This window comes from Citrobacter sp. Cpo142 (assembly GCF_030332425.1).
GTDB lineage: Bacteria > Pseudomonadota > Gammaproteobacteria > Enterobacterales > Enterobacteriaceae > Citrobacter > Citrobacter portucalensis.
Genome location: NZ_JAOWHW010000124.1, coordinates 313,958 through 329,229, shown reverse-complemented (window position 1 = coordinate 329,229; position 15,272 = coordinate 313,958). Strand labels below are relative to the sequence as shown.

The following is a 15,272-nucleotide window of genomic DNA, read 5'->3' as shown; positions in this document are numbered from 1 at the left end:
CCATGCCGAACTCAGAAGTGAAACGCCGTAGCGCCGATGGTAGTGTGGGGTCTCCCCATGCGAGAGTAGGGAACTGCCAGACATCAAATAAGTGAAAAGGCCATCCTTTCGGATGGCCTTTTTGCATTTATACGCGAAAATCAGCCGGAACTGTATCCGGCATATATATTTAATGAATAACCTGCGATAAAAACGCGCGAGTGCGTTCCGATTTGGGGTGAGCAAAAAACTCATCCGGTGGTGCCTGTTCCACAATCTCGCCAAGATCCATAAAGATCACCCGGTCAGCTACTGTGCGGGCAAAGCCCATTTCATGGGTTACACATAGCATGGTCATACCCGATTGCGCCAGACCTATCATGGTATCCAGCACTTCTTTTACCATTTCAGGATCCAACGCTGATGTGGGTTCATCAAATAACATGATTTTGGGTTTCATACACAGCGAGCGTGCAATGGCCACGCGCTGTTGTTGTCCACCAGAGATTTGCCCGGGATATTTATGCGCATGTTCGGCAATGCGGACCCGCTCAAGGTAGTGCATTGCCAGTACTTCAGCCTCTTTTTTCGGCATCTTTTGCACCCAGATAGGCGCCAGTGTGCAGTTTTGCAAGACAGTTAAATGAGGAAAGAGATTAAAGTGCTGAAAGACCATGCCGACTTCTTGTCGGACGCGCTCAATATTGCGGATGTCTTCATTGAGTTCAATCCCATCCACCACAATGCGTCCTTGCTGATGTTCTTCAAGATGGTTAATACAGCGGATAGTTGTCGATTTACCCGAACCGGAAGGCCCGCATAATACGATGCGCTCTCCCTGTTTTACCTTTAGGTTGATGTTTTTCAGGACATGAAACTGTCCGTACCATTTGTTGACGTTTTCCAGTGTAATCATCGAGTCGGTAGACGGCATTAATAATTGGCTCATAAATTCCTCAGTGCGGTGTACGCCCGGTGTTAAAACGTTTTTCCAGATGCTGGCTGTAACGCGACATGCTGAAACAGAAGATCCAGTAGATCAGTGCGGCAAAAACATATCCTTCCGTCGACATACCCAGCCACGCAGGGTCCACAGTTGCCTGCTGTACGCTACTGAAGAGATCAAACAGACCGATGATGATGACCAGGCTGGTATCCTTGAACAGAGCGATAATCGTGTTAACCAGGCCAGGGATAACCAGCTTGAGGGCTTGCGGAAGAATGACCAGCCCCTGAGTTTTCCAGTAACCTAGCGCCAGTGATTCTGCGGCTTCATACTGACCTTTTGGTAGGGCCTGTAACCCTCCGCGAACCACTTCTGCGACATAGGCCGACTGGAAAAGAATAACGCCGACCAGCGCCCGGATAAGCTTGTCGATACTGGTTCCTTCGGACATAAACAGAGGAAGCATGACCGAGGACATAAACAGAACGGTAATCAGCGGTACACCGCGCCAGAACTCAATGAAAATGACGGATAAAACCCGCACGACTGGCATATGGGAACGACGTCCCAACGCCAGTAAAATGCCCCATGGAAGCGCGCCTGCAATCCCCACGGATGCAATAATAAGCGTCAGTGTTAATCCGCCCCACTGCCGCGTTTCTACGCGTTCAAGCCCGAAAAAACCACCGTACATCAGCCACCAGACGACAATCGGATAAATGACTGCCCAGATGGCGATATAGCGGCCACGGTGAGGAATGGTTTTCCAGAACATCGGAACAATAGAAACCAGACCAATCATCAGGGCCAGATTTACGCGCCAACGCTGATCGTGGGGATAAAGCCCATACATGAATTGCCCGAAGCGTTCATGAATGAACACCCAGCAGGCTCCCGCTTTGGTGCAGTCTGCCCGGGTAGAGCCGACCCAGTTGGCCTGAAAAAATACCCAGTTCAACAGTGGTGGAAGAAATGACCAAATCAGCCATACGCATAGCAGGGTGAGCAGGCTATTTGACCAACTGGAGAACAGGTTTTTACGCACCCAGAGTAGACTGCGGCTTGCCGGATTGCTGCGCTGGCGCGAGGGGTGAGACAGCAGTGCTTTTGTCATCATGGCTCCTTAGCGCTCAATCAGTGCAATACGGCGGTTATAAATATTCATCAGCAAAGAAATACTTAGACTGATGATCAGGTATACCGACATGGTGATGGCGATCGTTTCAATGGCTTGCCCTGTTTGATTGAGTACCGTGCCGGCAAACAGTGAAACCATGTCCGGGTAGCCAATGGCGGCTGCAAGAGAAGAGTTCTTGACGATATTCAGGTACTGGCTGGTCAGTGGGGGAATGATGACGCGTAGCGCCTGTGGGATGATTACCTGGCGTAGCGTCACCGGATTTGGTAGACCCAGCGAGCGTGCGGCTTCATGTTGGCCGTAAGGAACGGCCTGAATGCCTGCCCTAATAATTTCTGCAATAAATGCCGAGGTATATACCGAAAGCGCCAGAGTTAGTGCCGCCAGTTCAGGAATAAGCACCATACCGCCACTGAAGTTAAAACCACGGAGCGCGGGAATATCCCAGTGAAGCGCAGCGCCAAACATCCACTGTGAAATCACCGGTAAAAGTACGATCAACGCCAGAGCCGTTGGCCAGGTCCGACGTAGCTGACCGGTTTTGGTCTGATGCATTCTGTTGAAGCGAAATAGCCCGATGGTGACGACGATAGCGATAACGACAGCGGTGCAAAAGGCAAAAAAACCTTCTCCCATTTGCGGGGCCGGAATATAGAGCCCCCGGTTACTCAGGAACATCAAATCCAGTGCGTTAACAGCCTGGCGTGGGCCGGGCAGGTTACGTAATACGGCGAAATACCAGAAGAAGATCTGCAGCAGCGGCGGTATATTGCGGAACGTTTCGATGTAGATCGTCGAGAGTTTTCTCAATAACCAGTTATCTGACAGGCGTGCCAGTCCGAGAAAGAAACCGAGAATTGATGCGAAAACAATACACAATGCAGAAACTAACAGCGTATTGAGCAGGCCGACCACAAAGACACGACCATACGTATCGCCTTGCTCGTAATCAATCAGATGCTGGACAATACCAAATCCGGCGCTGCGATCGAGAAAAGAAAACCCCGAGGTAATACCGCTATTGTTCAGGTTATTTATCGTGTTATGAATGAGATAGACCGCAATGCTGATAACCACAATGACGGCGAGTATTTGAAATAACCAGGCGCGGACCGCAGGGTTAGAAAAGGATAACGATCCTTTTACGGTTGAGCGGCGATGGAACATAAGAAAACCTCAGTAACTATGACTCTGGGCTGAGCGCCGCAGTTGCGGCGCCCGTTACATCACTACGCATTAGCGCACCGGTGGCGCATATTGAATGCCACCGTTATTCCAGAGGTTGTTCTGTCCACGTTTGATCTTCAGCGGACTTTCCGATCCAACGTTACGTTCAAAGATCTCCGAATAGTTACCAACCTGCTTGATAATGTTGTAGGCCCATTTGTTATCAAGCTTCAGATCCTTGCCATAATCACCTTCTTTACCCAAAAGGTGTGCCATATCCGGTGTTGCTGGATTAGCCGCTTTTTCATCGACGTTTTTCGAGTTAACACCCATTTCTTCCGCATTCAGCATGGCGAACAGCGTCCAGCGAACAATGGAGAACCACTCATCGTCCCCACGACGTACGACAGGTCCCAGCGGTTCTTTAGAAATAACTTCTGGCAGGACGATCCACTCCGCAGGATTGCTCAGCTTGATGCGTAGGGCATACAGCTGAGACTGGTCGGAAGCCAGCGTGTCGCAACGTCCAGATTCCAGAGCTTTGGCTGATTCATCCGAGCGGTCAAAAGTGACGGGGGTGTACTTCATATTGTTGGCTTTAAAGTAGTCGGCCACGTTCAGTTCGGTATCGGTTCCCGCCTGAATACAGACCGTTGCGCCATCCAGCTCTTTAGCGCTCTTCAGGCCTGCTTTATTGTGGGTAAGAAAACCAATGCCGTCGTAATACGTTACGCCAGTGAAGGACATGCCCATACCGGCATCACGAGAAGAGGTCCACGTGGTATTACGAGAGAGCAGATCGACTTCACCAGACTGTAATGCGGTAAAGCGTTCCTTGGCGGTGAGCGGGGTATATTTTACTTTGCTATCATCGCCAAATACGGCGGAGGCAACGCCACGACATACATCAACATCAATACCCGAGAACTTGCCACTTGCATCGGCGTAAGAAAAGCCAGGCAAGCCGTCGCTGATCCCACATTGCACAAACCCTTTTTTCTTTACGGCATCAAGTGTTGCGCCGGCATGTGCCTGATTTGCAACAGCAAGCAGCACACCGGCCGCAGCCAGGCTGGCGATTATCATCTTTTTCATAGAGCATCCTGTGTGGAGGAATTATTGTTATGGAAACGTTCTGAAAACGTCTTTTACCTGTCTGTGGCTTTGGCCATACACTTTTAAGCAAAGGTAGTGCCAGTTTTTTGCGCCTGATTATTCGACGCAATATGCAGAGTGTAGACAGGAAAAAATAAATGCAGCGCCCTGAAGTGGTGCAAAATTGAAACGTAAGCCACATTTCGGCGCAAAAAATTTAAAAATCAGACAGGACGCGTGATAACGATTTCTGGCGTTAATATTAATGGCGTGAGAATAATGAAAAGAAATTGTGGTGTTACGAAAAACAGAAAAAATGCTAATTTCAAATCGTGGATGTGTGAGGGAACTCTATAATAATTTTATTATATGCCAGGCACTATTAAGCAACGTTTTGTCTTATATGTAGATTTTATGCTTATTGCTAAAAGCGCGGTAATAACCGCGCTTTTGAGATGATTTATTTGGTCAGAGCGACAATCCCAAGTGTCAGTCCGGCAACGGCTGCAGCACCACCGGCGATGGCTCCGGCTGTTTCCCAGTTATCCTGGGTAGTGCCTTTCATACAGGTATTGGTATGAACCAGGCGCCCCTGATCGTCGTATACAGGTACGCAAGGAGAATCGTGTGCACAGCCAGCCAGGAATGCGGTAAGCAATGCAACGGATATTAATCTTTTCATGGTGTTACCTCAAAATAAGCGTTTCGCTAATTAAGCAAAGACAAACGCTAAGCCATCTGCGAACTCGGTGATTATTTTACCACTTCTTAAAAAAGGACTGACATGAGGAATAATCTCAATTCATGTGGATTGTAAAAATAATGGATAAAAAGAAAGGTCGCAGGCGAGTTTAGAGGGATAGTTTAAATGAAATAAATGGCTATCTTACTAATAAATAAAGAGGAGCATCGTAGGTGAAAAAGGCGTCCGTAGACGCCTTTATTTTACAAATTAATCGTTGTGCCGACTAAAACGCCGTCTTACGACAACAAAGAAGACGGGGACGAAGAAGATAGCCAACAATGTTGCGGTCAGCATTCCTCCCATAACACCTGTACCGACCGCATTCTGCGCACCACTACCTGCTCCGTGACTGATAACCAGAGGCATAACCCCCAGAATAAAGGCCAGGGATGTCATCAGGATAGGACGAAGACGCATACGCGATGCCTCCAGCGTCGCTTCAATCAACCCCTTGCCTTCTTTATCCATCAGGTCTTTGGCAAATTCGACGATCAGGATAGCGTTCTTAGCCGAGAGGCCGATAGTGGTTAGTAAGCCAACCTGGAAATACACGTCGTTATTCATCCCACGCAGTGATGCTGCTAACAATGCGCCCACAACACCGAGCGGTACAACCAGCATCACCGAGAAAGGAATAGACCAGCTTTCATACAATGCGGCAAGGCAAAGGAAGACAACGATTAGCGAGATGGCATACAGCGCAGGCGCCTGGTTACCCGACAGCCTTTCCTGATAGGACATCCCCGTCCAGTCATGACCAATACCGTTTGGCAGTTTTTCCGCCAGACTTTCCATCAGCGCCATTGCTTCACCAGTGCTTCGCCCTGGTGCTGCTTCGCCCAGTATTTCCATGGATGGCATACCGTTGTAACGTTCCAGTCGCGGTGAACCATAAATCCAATGTGATGCACTGAACGCAGAGAACGGAACCATTTCGCCATTGGCGCTGCGGATATACAGATTATTGATGTCCGCTGGCAGCATGCGGTATTTTGCATCTCCCTGGACGTAAACTTTCTTCACGCGGCCACGGTCAATAAAGTCGTTAACGTAATAGCCGCCCAGTGATGCGGAGATAGTTTCGTTGATATCCGACAACGATACCCCCAGCGCCTGTGCTTTCTCCTGATCAACATCCAGCTTAAACTGCGGAGTATCTTCCAGTCCGTTAGGACGAACGCGAACCAACAGATCGGGGTGTTTAGCCACCATCCCCAGCAGTTGGTTACGCGCTTGCGTCAACGCCGTATGCCCCAGACCGCCCTGATCGATCAGCTCGAAATCGAAGCCGGTTGCGGTACCCAATTCAACAATAGCGGGCATATTGAAGGGGAAGACCAACCCATCGCGGATCTGGCTGAACGCGCGTGTGGCGCGTGCAATGACCGCTTCAACACTATTTTCCTCGCCGCTACGTTCATCCCAGGGCTTGAGGCTAACGAATGCCAGACCTGAGTTTTGCCCCTGACCGCTGAAGCTAAAACCGTTAACCGTGAAGACGCTTTCGACGTTAGCTTTCTCATTGGTCAGGTAGTACTGAGTAACCTGATCCAGTACTTTCTGGGTGCGCTCTTGCGTAGCGCCTGCCGGAAGTTGAATCATTGTCATAAACACACCCTGATCCTCCTCTGGCAGGAAGGAGGTCGGCAGGCGCATAAACAGAACCGCCATTCCGATGACGATTATCAGGTAGACGACCAGATAACGCCCGGTTTTACGCACAATACCGCTGACGCTTTTGGTGTAGTGATTGACGCTGTGATCGAATTTGGCATTGAACCAGCCAAAGAAACCGCTTCTTTTCTCGTGATGTTCAGCTGATACTGGCTTCAGCAGCGTTGCACAAAGTGCGGGAGTCAGGATCAGCGCGACCAGTACTGAAAGCGCCATGGCGGAAACGATGGTGATGGAAAACTGCCGATAGATAGCCCCGGTTGAACCGCCAAAGAAGGCCATCGGGATAAATACCGCAGAAAGCACCATGGCAATACCAACCAATGCCCCCTGTATTTGTGACATGGATTTTTCCGTCGCCTCTTTGGGCGGCAGATTATCTTCCATCATCACGCGTTCTACGTTTTCCACCACCACTATCGCATCATCGACCAATAGGCCGATGGCGAGTACCATGCCGAACATCGTCAGGGTGTTTATTGAGTAGCCAAACGCAGCAAGCACGGCAAATGTGCCCAACAATACGACAGGTACGGCGATGGTCGGAATGAGCGTTGCCCGGATGTTTTGCAGGAACAAATACATGACCAGGAACACCAGCACGATCGCTTCAAACAGCGTTTTTACCACTTCATGAATGGAGATGGTCACAAATGGCGTCGTGTCGTACGGGTAGACCACCTTCATTCCCTGCGGGAAGAATGGTTGCAGTTCAACCAGCTTGGCTTTAATAGCGTTCGCGGTATCCAGCGCGTTTGCCCCGGTTGCCAGCTTGATCCCAAGGCCGGATGCAGGCTTACCGTTAATACGCGCCACGACGTTGTAGTTTTCCCCGCCCAACTCGATACGCGCGACGTCTTTCAGGTGAACAACCGAACCATCGCTGTTCACGCGTAAAGTCACTTTGCCGAACTCTTCAGGGTCTTTCAGTCGCGTTTGCGCAATGATAGAAGCGTTCAGCTGCTGGTTAGGTAATGCAGGCGTCCCCCCTAACTGACCTGCGGCAATCTGATCGTTCTGTACCTTCAACTGATTGATCACATCAACCGGCGTGAGCTGATATTTATTCAATAAGTTTGCATCCAGCCAGATGCGCATGGCGTACTGTGCACCAAACAGCTGCACGTCACCCACGCCATTCAGACGGCTGATTGAGTCTTTAACGTTCGAGGCGACGTAATCGGAAATGTCATCCTGTGTGGTTTGTGGGTTGTCAGAAACAAACCCCGCGACCATCAAAAAGCTGCTGCTGGATTTCTCGACGCTGATCCCTTGCTGCTGAACTTCTTGCGGCAGTAGCGGAGTGGCGAGCTGCAGTTTATTTTGCACCTGCACTTGCGCGATATCGGGATCGGTACCGGACTGGAAAGTCAGCGTAATAGTCACACTCCCGGCCGAGTCGCTGGTGGAGGACATATACATCAGGTTATCGATACCATTCATATTCTGTTCGATAACCTGTGTGACTGTATCCTGAACCGTCTGTGCATCCGCACCAGGGTAGGTGGCAGAAATAGCGACCGCAGGAGGCGCAATGGTCGGGTACTGTGCCACGGGCAGTTGCATGATTGCCAGAGCACCCGCCATCATCAGAATGATAGCCAATACCCAGGCAAAGATAGGACGCCTGATAAAAAAGTTAGCCATGTCCGGTTACCTTATTGGGCTTTCGTGGCAGGGGTTTCGGTATCGGCGGTTGCTTTAACCTGAACGCCTGGACGTGCTTTCTGTAAGCCGCTCACGATAACTTTGTCACCCGGTTGCAGGCCTTCGCTAATGAGCCACTTGTCACCAATAGCTTGTGCGGCAACGACTGCGCGAGACTCAACCTGACTCTTGTCGTTAACGACCATTACGGTGGCATCGCCGCGAGGCGTACGCGTTACCCCCTGCTGCGGAACGAGAATGGCATTCGGCTGGACGCCTTCATCAATGCGTGCGCGCACAAACATGCCCGGCAACAGCGTGTGCTGTGGGTTAGGGAACACGGCTCTGAGGGTGATTGAGCCGGTGCTTTCATCAACCGTCACATCGGAAAACTGCAAAGAGCCTTTTAGCGGGTATGACTGACCATTTTCCATTACCAGTTCGACAGTACTGCTGGCGCTGTCTTTATGCAGGCTCCCTTGTTCAACGGACTGTTTGAGGCGCATAAAGTCGTTACTGGACTGTGTCACGTCGACGTAAATGGGATCGAGCTGTTGAACGGTAGCAAGCTCTGTAGCCTGGCCATTCGTGACTAATGCACCTTCGGTGACGTTAGATTTACCGATGCGTCCGCTAATTGGCGATGTCACTTTGGTGTAGGCCAGATTGATACGCGCGCTTTCGACCGCCGCTTTTGCCGCGATCACGGAGGCATCGGCCTGACGGGCATCAGCAATTGCCTGATCGTACTCTTGCTGGCTGATGTACTTGGTGCCAACCAACGGCACATAGCGTTTTACCGTTAAATGCGCGATTGCAGCAGCCGCTTCACTCTTCGCCAGTTCACCTTTGGCGCTGTCATAGTCAGCCTGATAAGTCGCGGGATCGATCTGATAAAGTGACTGTCCGGATTCAATATCGCTTCCCTCAGTGAAATTCCGTTTAAGCACTATCCCGCTGACCTGGGGACGAACTTCTGCAATTTGGAATGCCGTTGTGCGCCCGGGTAATTCGGTCGTTACGGCTAAAGGAGCCTTTTCGACGACATGGACAGTCACCTGCGGTTCTGTGGGATGAGCTTGTGTTTCTCCCTGATCGTTACAACCGGCGAGTAATGCTGCGGAGACGATGATGAATGAGGGCAGGAGTGAAAACCTGGCATTTTTCGTCATTTCTATTCCTTAAAAAACCGAACGCTCGTTATTAACCGGGTAACGCAGGGGCGATAACGCGCACAAGAAAAATAATAGTTGGCTATCCTACAAATTATTAGCTTGCGATGTAAGCAATACTTATTTATGGGCGCGATACACGGCACGTAAAAGCAAAAAAAGATTAATCGACAGCTGTTTCATTGTGGTGTTAATAGCAATACTATGATTCGCATAAACACAAATTGAAATAAGCATTTGGTTTATGAATATATTTGTTGTTGGTATTCATTTTGTTTATTCGTGTGCGAAGTCCGTAATAATATTTTTTAGAACTCGTTTAAATAAATGCTAAGTGATACATTTGTTCCGTATCGCAAATATTAGATAAGAAAATTAATCATTCTCTACTCTACCTCAGACAGTCGGGACCATGGCCAGAAAAACGAAAGCTGATGCCCTCAAAACGCGGCAGCACCTGATAGAAACAGCAATTGTACAGTTTGCCGCACGTGGCGTAAGCAATACGACGCTAAACGACATTGCGGATGCCGCCAGCGTGACGCGTGGCGCGCTCTATTGGCATTTCGAAAATAAAACTCAACTGTTTAATGAGCTATGGTTACAACAACCACCTTTACGCGATCTGATTCAGGACAAGCTAATTGGTCGTTGGGGTGATAACCCTTTACAGCGATTGCGAGAAAAGTTTGTGGTGGGGTTACAATATATTGCAGAGAACCCTCGTCAGCAGGCATTAATGCAGATTTTATATCATAAGTGTGAATTTCATAACGATATGATATCTGAGCAGGCTATTCGCGATAAAATAGGTATCAGTCATCAAAGCATTCGTGATTCCCTGCAAAAGTGTGTAGATGACAATCTGATTGCCACCACTCTTGATTTAGATGTCATCATCATTATTCTGCACGGTAGTTTTAGCGGAATTATAAAAAACTGGTTAATGAATCCAGTGAGTTATGATCTATATGGGCAAGCTCCAGTATTAGTTGATAATGTACTAAAAATGTTAAGCCCAGACGGTAGCGTCATGCAATTAATGCAGAGTGAAAACCAGGTCGGATAGTTTTTACCGCCAGAGGCTGACGGCTGTCGAAGCATTACCTGAGGTGCTATTCGAGGTCGACGCAGTTGACCAGCTTAAGGGGATTCACTGAGTTCATATTCCGGCACTTGTCGTGCTCTGTTGTCATCAGCTCTATCCACTGGATGAGCAGCGCATCAAAAAGAAAAACGAAGACCGCAAAAACAACCAGCCACCAATACTTGCGAATCATTCCTAAACCCTGTGTATTCATGCCCAAGCGTGCAGGGAATATACACGAAATTTTTAAGCTGAAAAGCAGACTTACAATGCCTTTACTTTGTTGAAAGATCGCCACTCTTTGCCGTCAATCGACTCTTTTTAGACAGGTTTTTTGTCTTACGTTTTTTCACCTTGGCAAGCTCAATTTCTGAAAAATGAGAACCGATACTCAGTCTTCTGAGCCCCATTTTTACGTATTCAGTATTGATCTCAATCCCGACAAATTTGCGACCCAATTCCACGGCGGTAGCACCGGTGGTGAAGCTGCCGGCGAACGGATCGAGTACCTTGTCATCTGGGTTCGAGGACGCCAGAATTATACGCTCCAGGAGGGCTTTGGGTTTCTGGGTGGGGTGGTTTTCGTATTCGTCCATCAGATAGCGTACGCGTGGGAACTCCCAGACATTGCCCGGCACTTTTTTCTGATTGTATGGCTGCGGCGGGTTTTTTCTGTAGTCTATTAGCGCGCGTTTAGCGCCAGTTTTGGCTTCAACCAGAATATCGTCACGATTAAATGTGTAGTTTTTCTGATCTTTTACCATCATCAGGATCGGTTCATACATCGAACCAAAGTAATTTTTGGCTTGTACCCCTGAGCTATCGTATGACCACACGATACGACTCTTGATGGTAAAAAGCGGGCGGCATTTGAGGTCGATGTACGGCATGTTCTCCGTACTGTTCATGATGTACATGGTGCCGTGTGGTTTGAGGATGCGATGGCACTCGTCGATGCACTCAAACAACCACGCCAGAAAGGCCTCTTCGTCCCAGGATTCCACCATCCCGTCAAAGTCTTTCCCGATGTTATAAGGAGGGTCAGCAAAAATGAGTTCGACACTTTCAGACGGCAGTTTTTTCAGTTCAGTTAGCGCGTCACCCAGGATTATCTTTTTAGATTCATCGCCAAAATAGACAGGTTCACATCTCGCGTTCATCGCCAAAGCCTCCCGTGTGACGTCAATAAAAAAGGCGCTTCCCCATGCCGAGTAGCGCCTTTTAAAACAAACATTTAACTGATTAGTATCAGTTCATGCCGTATTTTTTCAGTTTTTTACGCAGCGTACCACGGTTGATGCCCATCATCAGGGCAGCACGGGTCTGGTTACCGCGGGTGTATTGCATCACCATGTCCAACAGGGGCTGTTCTACTTCAGCCAGTACCAGCTCATAGAGATCGTTAACATCCTGACCATTCAATTGAGCAAAATAGTTCTTCAGTGCCTGTTTAACCGAGTCACGCAGGGGCTTTTGAGTTACCTGGTCCTGAGAGTTAACGGTAGAAACGGTCAGTACGTCAGAATTTACGCGTTGTTCGAACATAGTTCTGTCAGCTCTTTATTTCTGTTTACGCAAAATTTTCGAAGTATGCCTCCAACGCCGCCAGCTGTTCGCTGGAATCTTCAATGGCGTTGAATGTGCGCCGAAACTGGTCATCCGGAGCGTGTTCCTGGAGATACCAGGATACGTGTTTACGCGCAATTCGGTACCCTTTTGCCTGACCATAAAAGTCGTGCAGTTCCCGAACGTGCGCACAAAGCAAGCGCTTCACCTCTGCCAGAGGCAGCGGGGGCAGCAGCTCCCCAGTGTCCAGATAATGCTGGATTTCCCGAAAGATCCAGGGTCTTCCCTGAGCTGCACGTCCTATCATCAGGGCATCCGCCCCCGTATAGTCGAGTACAGCTCTGGCTTTATGCGGGTCAGTAATGTCGCCATTCGCGATAATCGGAATGGAAACTTTCTGCTTAACTGCCCGAATACTGTCGTACTCAGCATCTCCATTGAACAAACAGGCGCGGGTGCGTCCATGAATGGTCAGAGCCTGAATGCCACAGTCTTCAGCCAGTTGGGCAATCTCTACGCAGTTACGGTGTTCCGGAGCCCAGCCGGTGCGAATCTTGAGTGTGACAGGAACGTCCACTGCATTGACGACCTCGGTTAGTATTGATTTCACTAAATCCGGGTACTGCAAGAGGGCTGAACCTGCGAGCTTGCGATTCACTTTTTTAGCCGGACACCCCATATTGATATCAATAATTTGGGCGCCGCTTTCCACGTTAATATGTGCGGCATCGGCCATCTCAACAGGGTCACTACCGGCAATTTGCACCGTGCGAATTCCTGGCTCATCAACGTGCACCATCCGTAAACGAGACTTGTCACTTTCCCAAACCTGCGGGTTAGAAGACATCATCTCGGATACTGTCAATCCTGCTCCCATCTCATAGCACAGCGTCCTGAATGGTCTGTCAGTGATGCCAGCCATAGGTGCTGCGATCAGGCGATTTCTGAGCTGGTATTGTCCGATGCGCATGAGTTAAGAAATGACCATACTGTGACTGCAAGGCGGCGTATATTACGCATTTTTCGCACGAGATGAAAGGCCAAACTTTGACCAATCCACTGAGGTGGATCAATGAATTGCCGTAAATGTGAACGTATGAAAATATTTAATCATATAAATCATCGCATTATAAAAATGTGTCGATTTTATATACACATATAATTTTGCGTAACTTCTCATTTTTTCTTTAGCTGCAGACGGTACTGACAAGATATTCTGCTGAATTAATCGGCAAATTACCTCGTCATTGTGTGATCGCTACCTCATTTTAGTACAGGATCTCGGTATCCCCAGAATAGCTGTCCGTAATCTTGCGTTCATTCAACGGCTGCAGCGGGCGATTGTTTGCTGGCCCAACAATGTAGTGAAATTTATCCAACTGTTCGGCAGAAAGAGCAACAGGCGTTTTCAGGACAGACCAGGTGACGCCTTCGGTGCAGGGAGGCGTTGTTAACGAACCACGGTAGCGCCAGTAGGTTTTATTATCGGGTAAAAGCTGGTGGATATCGACCGGCGAGAAGATGTCCATGCTGCTGTCCTCCATGGTTGGAAAGGACTCCCACAAATTTTGAATCGCCTGGTTCTGTTCACCCACGTCAAACATAACCGCCACAATAGCAATGTCTCCGGATTGATTTTTGTGGAGCAACTGCATCTCCAGCGGATAGGTTTTACCGTTGAGGGTATGTTCACTCGGGGCGTGAAAATCAAATTGTTTTAAATAATAAAGCGTTTCATCAATTTCAATAGAATTAGATGCGTAACTACTCATCGTTGCTTGCAACGTATGGTTAATGCTCCGAAATCTAGTTGGGCCATCGACGTACTGCATGTTTAGCGCGGGGAGACCGAGTTTACTGGTTGTGGTGGTCTGGATGTCTATGGGGGATTGGTTTATGCCTGTCTGGCACGTTGCATACGCTTTGCTGATTTCTCCCCATCGTGCGGGGCCGTTTTCTTCGGTATATCCCCATGGTACGGCCAGCGTGGTCAGTGGCATCATGCATGCTGCCAGCAAAGTTGTTGTAAAACAGTTGAAACGCATACGTTTACTCAACGAAACTCAATATAAAAAATAACAAAATCAATTGATTATTATATCGCTGAGGAAAGTGTCGGTATGCTGGTCAATTGTCTGAAAATGGCGTGGTCAGATAACCACGCCGGAAGGGATTATTTTTTCTGGCCGGTAATACGACACCACTCTTCTTTCTCGATAACCGGATCGAGCGTAAAGAGATCGGCATAGGCTTCACAGACGCTTTCCGCCTGGCTGGCAAGAATACCAGAAAGCCCAAGCAAACCGCCCTCAACGGGCAGTACGCTGATTAACGGAGCCAGTTCACGTAATGGGCCAGCAAGGATGTTGGCGACCACCACGTCGGCTTTCATCGCCTCTGGCTGGTCTTTCGGCAGATAAAGCTCCAGACGCTCAGAAACACCATTACGCTGGGCGTTATCACGGCTGGCCTGAATCGCCTGCGGGTCGATATCCACGCCAATGGCTTTCGCCGCACCCAGCTTCAGTGCCGCAATGGCAAGAATGCCGGAGCCGCAGCCAAAGTCGATAACCGTTTTACCGTTAAGATCAAGACCGTCCAGCCATTGCAGGCACAGAGAGGTAGTGGGGTGCGTGCCTGTGCCAAATGCCAGACCCGGGTCCAGCATCACGTTGACAGCATTCTCATCCGGGACATCGCGCCAGCTTGGGCAAATCCACAGACGTTCACCAAAGCGCATCGGGTGGAAGTTATCCATCCATTCGCGTTCCCAGTCTTTGTCTTCGAGCTGTTCGATTTTATGCGCGAAGCCTTCACCCAGCAGCGGATGCTGTTCCAGGATGGCAACCACTTCTTTCATGTCGGTTTCTGCATCGAACAAGCCGATAACGTCGGTATCACCCCACAGGCGAGTCTCGCCCGGCAGAGGTTCAAACACCGGCGTATCATGCGTATCCTGGAAAGTAATGGAAACGGAGCCCGCTTCCATCAGCGCATCGCTCAACTCTTCAGCGTTGGCACCGGTCGTGTTCAGTTTCAGTTGGATCCATGGCATG

General features: G+C 49.2%; 14 protein-coding genes and 1 rRNA gene. 2 read left to right on the top strand and 13 right to left on the bottom strand.

Annotated features, from left to right (window positions below; genetic code table 11):
• Positions 1 to 82 (top strand): 5S ribosomal RNA (gene rrf, locus OGY18_RS27560); the annotation flags it as partial.
• An 87-nt stretch (positions 83 to 169) separates the two neighbouring features.
• Here the strand turns inward: rrf and OGY18_RS14955 are convergent.
• The 7 genes from OGY18_RS14955 to OGY18_RS14925 form a co-directional block, all read right to left on the bottom strand.
• Positions 170 to 928, bottom strand: coding sequence for an amino acid ABC transporter ATP-binding protein (locus tag OGY18_RS14955; protein WP_126317321.1), 759 nt, complete (start codon positions 926 to 928; stop codon positions 170 to 172).
• Between the two features lie 7 nt (positions 929 to 935).
• Positions 936 to 2,039 carry an amino acid ABC transporter permease gene (locus OGY18_RS14950; protein ID WP_126319745.1) on the bottom strand — a complete coding sequence of 368 codons (1,104 nt, stop codon included), beginning with the start codon at positions 2,037 to 2,039 and terminating at the stop codon, positions 936 to 938.
• Between the two features lie 9 nt (positions 2,040 to 2,048).
• A complete protein-coding gene (locus OGY18_RS14945; RefSeq protein WP_148361412.1) occupies positions 2,049 to 3,230 on the bottom strand; it encodes an amino acid ABC transporter permease in 1,182 nt (393 codons plus the stop codon).
• 69 nt (positions 3,231 to 3,299) lie between these two features.
• Entirely contained in the window at positions 3,300 to 4,325 is a 1,026-nt protein-coding gene (locus OGY18_RS14940; protein ID WP_286548217.1) for an amino acid ABC transporter substrate-binding protein, read from the bottom strand.
• Between the two features lie 460 nt (positions 4,326 to 4,785).
• Positions 4,786 to 5,007, bottom strand: a complete 222-nt coding sequence (locus OGY18_RS14935) for a lipoprotein (protein ID WP_003025292.1) — start codon at positions 5,005 to 5,007, stop codon at positions 4,786 to 4,788.
• A gap of 270 nt (positions 5,008 to 5,277) precedes the next feature.
• Positions 5,278 to 8,391, bottom strand: a complete 3,114-nt coding sequence (locus tag OGY18_RS14930; RefSeq protein WP_286553484.1) for an efflux RND transporter permease subunit — start codon at positions 8,389 to 8,391, stop codon at positions 5,278 to 5,280.
• A gap of 11 nt (positions 8,392 to 8,402) precedes the next feature.
• On the bottom strand, positions 8,403 to 9,563 hold the full coding sequence (locus OGY18_RS14925) for an efflux RND transporter periplasmic adaptor subunit (RefSeq protein WP_286553483.1): 1,161 nt from the start codon (positions 9,561 to 9,563) through the stop codon (positions 8,403 to 8,405).
• Between the two features lie 412 nt (positions 9,564 to 9,975).
• Here OGY18_RS14925 and envR point away from each other — a divergent pair, with 412 nt between their 5' ends.
• On the top strand, positions 9,976 to 10,632 hold the full coding sequence (envR, locus tag OGY18_RS14920) for an acrEF/envCD operon transcriptional regulator (RefSeq protein ID WP_048225757.1): 657 nt from the start codon (positions 9,976 to 9,978) through the stop codon (positions 10,630 to 10,632).
• A gap of 46 nt (positions 10,633 to 10,678) precedes the next feature.
• Here envR and OGY18_RS14915 read toward each other — a convergent pair whose 3' ends face one another.
• The 6 genes from OGY18_RS14915 to prmA form a co-directional block, all read right to left on the bottom strand.
• Positions 10,679 to 10,843 carry a DUF2556 family protein gene (locus OGY18_RS14915; protein ID WP_003025279.1) on the bottom strand — a complete coding sequence of 55 codons (165 nt, stop codon included), beginning with the start codon at positions 10,841 to 10,843 and terminating at the stop codon, positions 10,679 to 10,681.
• An 82-nt stretch (positions 10,844 to 10,925) separates the two neighbouring features.
• Complete coding sequence (gene yhdJ / locus OGY18_RS14910) at positions 10,926 to 11,810, bottom strand: adenine-specific DNA-methyltransferase (RefSeq protein WP_008785971.1); 885 nt, start codon at positions 11,808 to 11,810, stop codon at positions 10,926 to 10,928.
• 88 nt (positions 11,811 to 11,898) lie between these two features.
• On the bottom strand, positions 11,899 to 12,195 hold the full coding sequence (gene fis, locus OGY18_RS14905; RefSeq protein WP_000462905.1) for a DNA-binding transcriptional regulator Fis: 297 nt from the start codon (positions 12,193 to 12,195) through the stop codon (positions 11,899 to 11,901).
• A gap of 25 nt (positions 12,196 to 12,220) precedes the next feature.
• Complete coding sequence (gene dusB, locus OGY18_RS14900; protein WP_286553481.1) at positions 12,221 to 13,186, bottom strand: tRNA dihydrouridine synthase DusB; 966 nt, start codon at positions 13,184 to 13,186, stop codon at positions 12,221 to 12,223.
• A gap of 298 nt (positions 13,187 to 13,484) precedes the next feature.
• Positions 13,485 to 14,219 (bottom strand): carbonic anhydrase, encoded by a 735-nt coding sequence (locus OGY18_RS14895; protein ID WP_226804259.1) that lies wholly within the window; start codon positions 14,217 to 14,219, stop codon positions 13,485 to 13,487.
• Positions 14,220 to 14,389: 170 nt separating this feature from the next.
• A complete protein-coding gene (prmA, locus tag OGY18_RS14890) occupies positions 14,390 to 15,271 on the bottom strand; it encodes a 50S ribosomal protein L11 methyltransferase (RefSeq protein ID WP_003025221.1) in 882 nt (293 codons plus the stop codon).
• Between the last annotated feature and the right edge of the window lies 1 nt (position 15,272).

Excerpts from the sequence above, each read along its gene's own strand:
- OGY18_RS14940 (WP_286548217.1), bottom strand. The coding sequence starts at position 4,325 with ATGAAAAAGATGATAATCGCCAGCCTGGCTGCGGCCGGTGTGCTGCTT.
- prmA (WP_003025221.1), bottom strand. The coding sequence starts at position 15,271 with ATGCCATGGATCCAACTGAAACTGAACACGACCGGTGCCAACGCTGAA.
- yhdJ (WP_008785971.1), bottom strand. The coding sequence starts at position 11,810 with ATGAACGCGAGATGTGAACCTGTCTATTTTGGCGATGAATCTAAAAAG.
- OGY18_RS14945 (WP_148361412.1), bottom strand. The coding sequence starts at position 3,230 with ATGTTCCATCGCCGCTCAACCGTAAAAGGATCGTTATCCTTTTCTAAC.
- dusB (WP_286553481.1), bottom strand. The coding sequence starts at position 13,186 with ATGCGCATCGGACAATACCAGCTCAGAAATCGCCTGATCGCAGCACCT.
- OGY18_RS14915 (WP_003025279.1), bottom strand. The coding sequence starts at position 10,843 with ATGATTCGCAAGTATTGGTGGCTGGTTGTTTTTGCGGTCTTCGTTTTT.
- OGY18_RS14955 (WP_126317321.1), bottom strand. The coding sequence starts at position 928 with ATGAGCCAATTATTAATGCCGTCTACCGACTCGATGATTACACTGGAA.
- OGY18_RS14935 (WP_003025292.1), bottom strand. The coding sequence starts at position 5,007 with ATGAAAAGATTAATATCCGTTGCATTGCTTACCGCATTCCTGGCTGGC.
- fis (WP_000462905.1), bottom strand. The coding sequence starts at position 12,195 with ATGTTCGAACAACGCGTAAATTCTGACGTACTGACCGTTTCTACCGTT.
- OGY18_RS14925 (WP_286553483.1), bottom strand. The coding sequence starts at position 9,563 with ATGACGAAAAATGCCAGGTTTTCACTCCTGCCCTCATTCATCATCGTC.
- envR (WP_048225757.1), top strand. The coding sequence starts at position 9,976 with ATGGCCAGAAAAACGAAAGCTGATGCCCTCAAAACGCGGCAGCACCTG.
- OGY18_RS14895 (WP_226804259.1), bottom strand. The coding sequence starts at position 14,219 with ATGATGCCACTGACCACGCTGGCCGTACCATGGGGATATACCGAAGAA.
- OGY18_RS14930 (WP_286553484.1), bottom strand. The coding sequence starts at position 8,391 with ATGGCTAACTTTTTTATCAGGCGTCCTATCTTTGCCTGGGTATTGGCT.
- OGY18_RS14950 (WP_126319745.1), bottom strand. The coding sequence starts at position 2,039 with ATGACAAAAGCACTGCTGTCTCACCCCTCGCGCCAGCGCAGCAATCCG.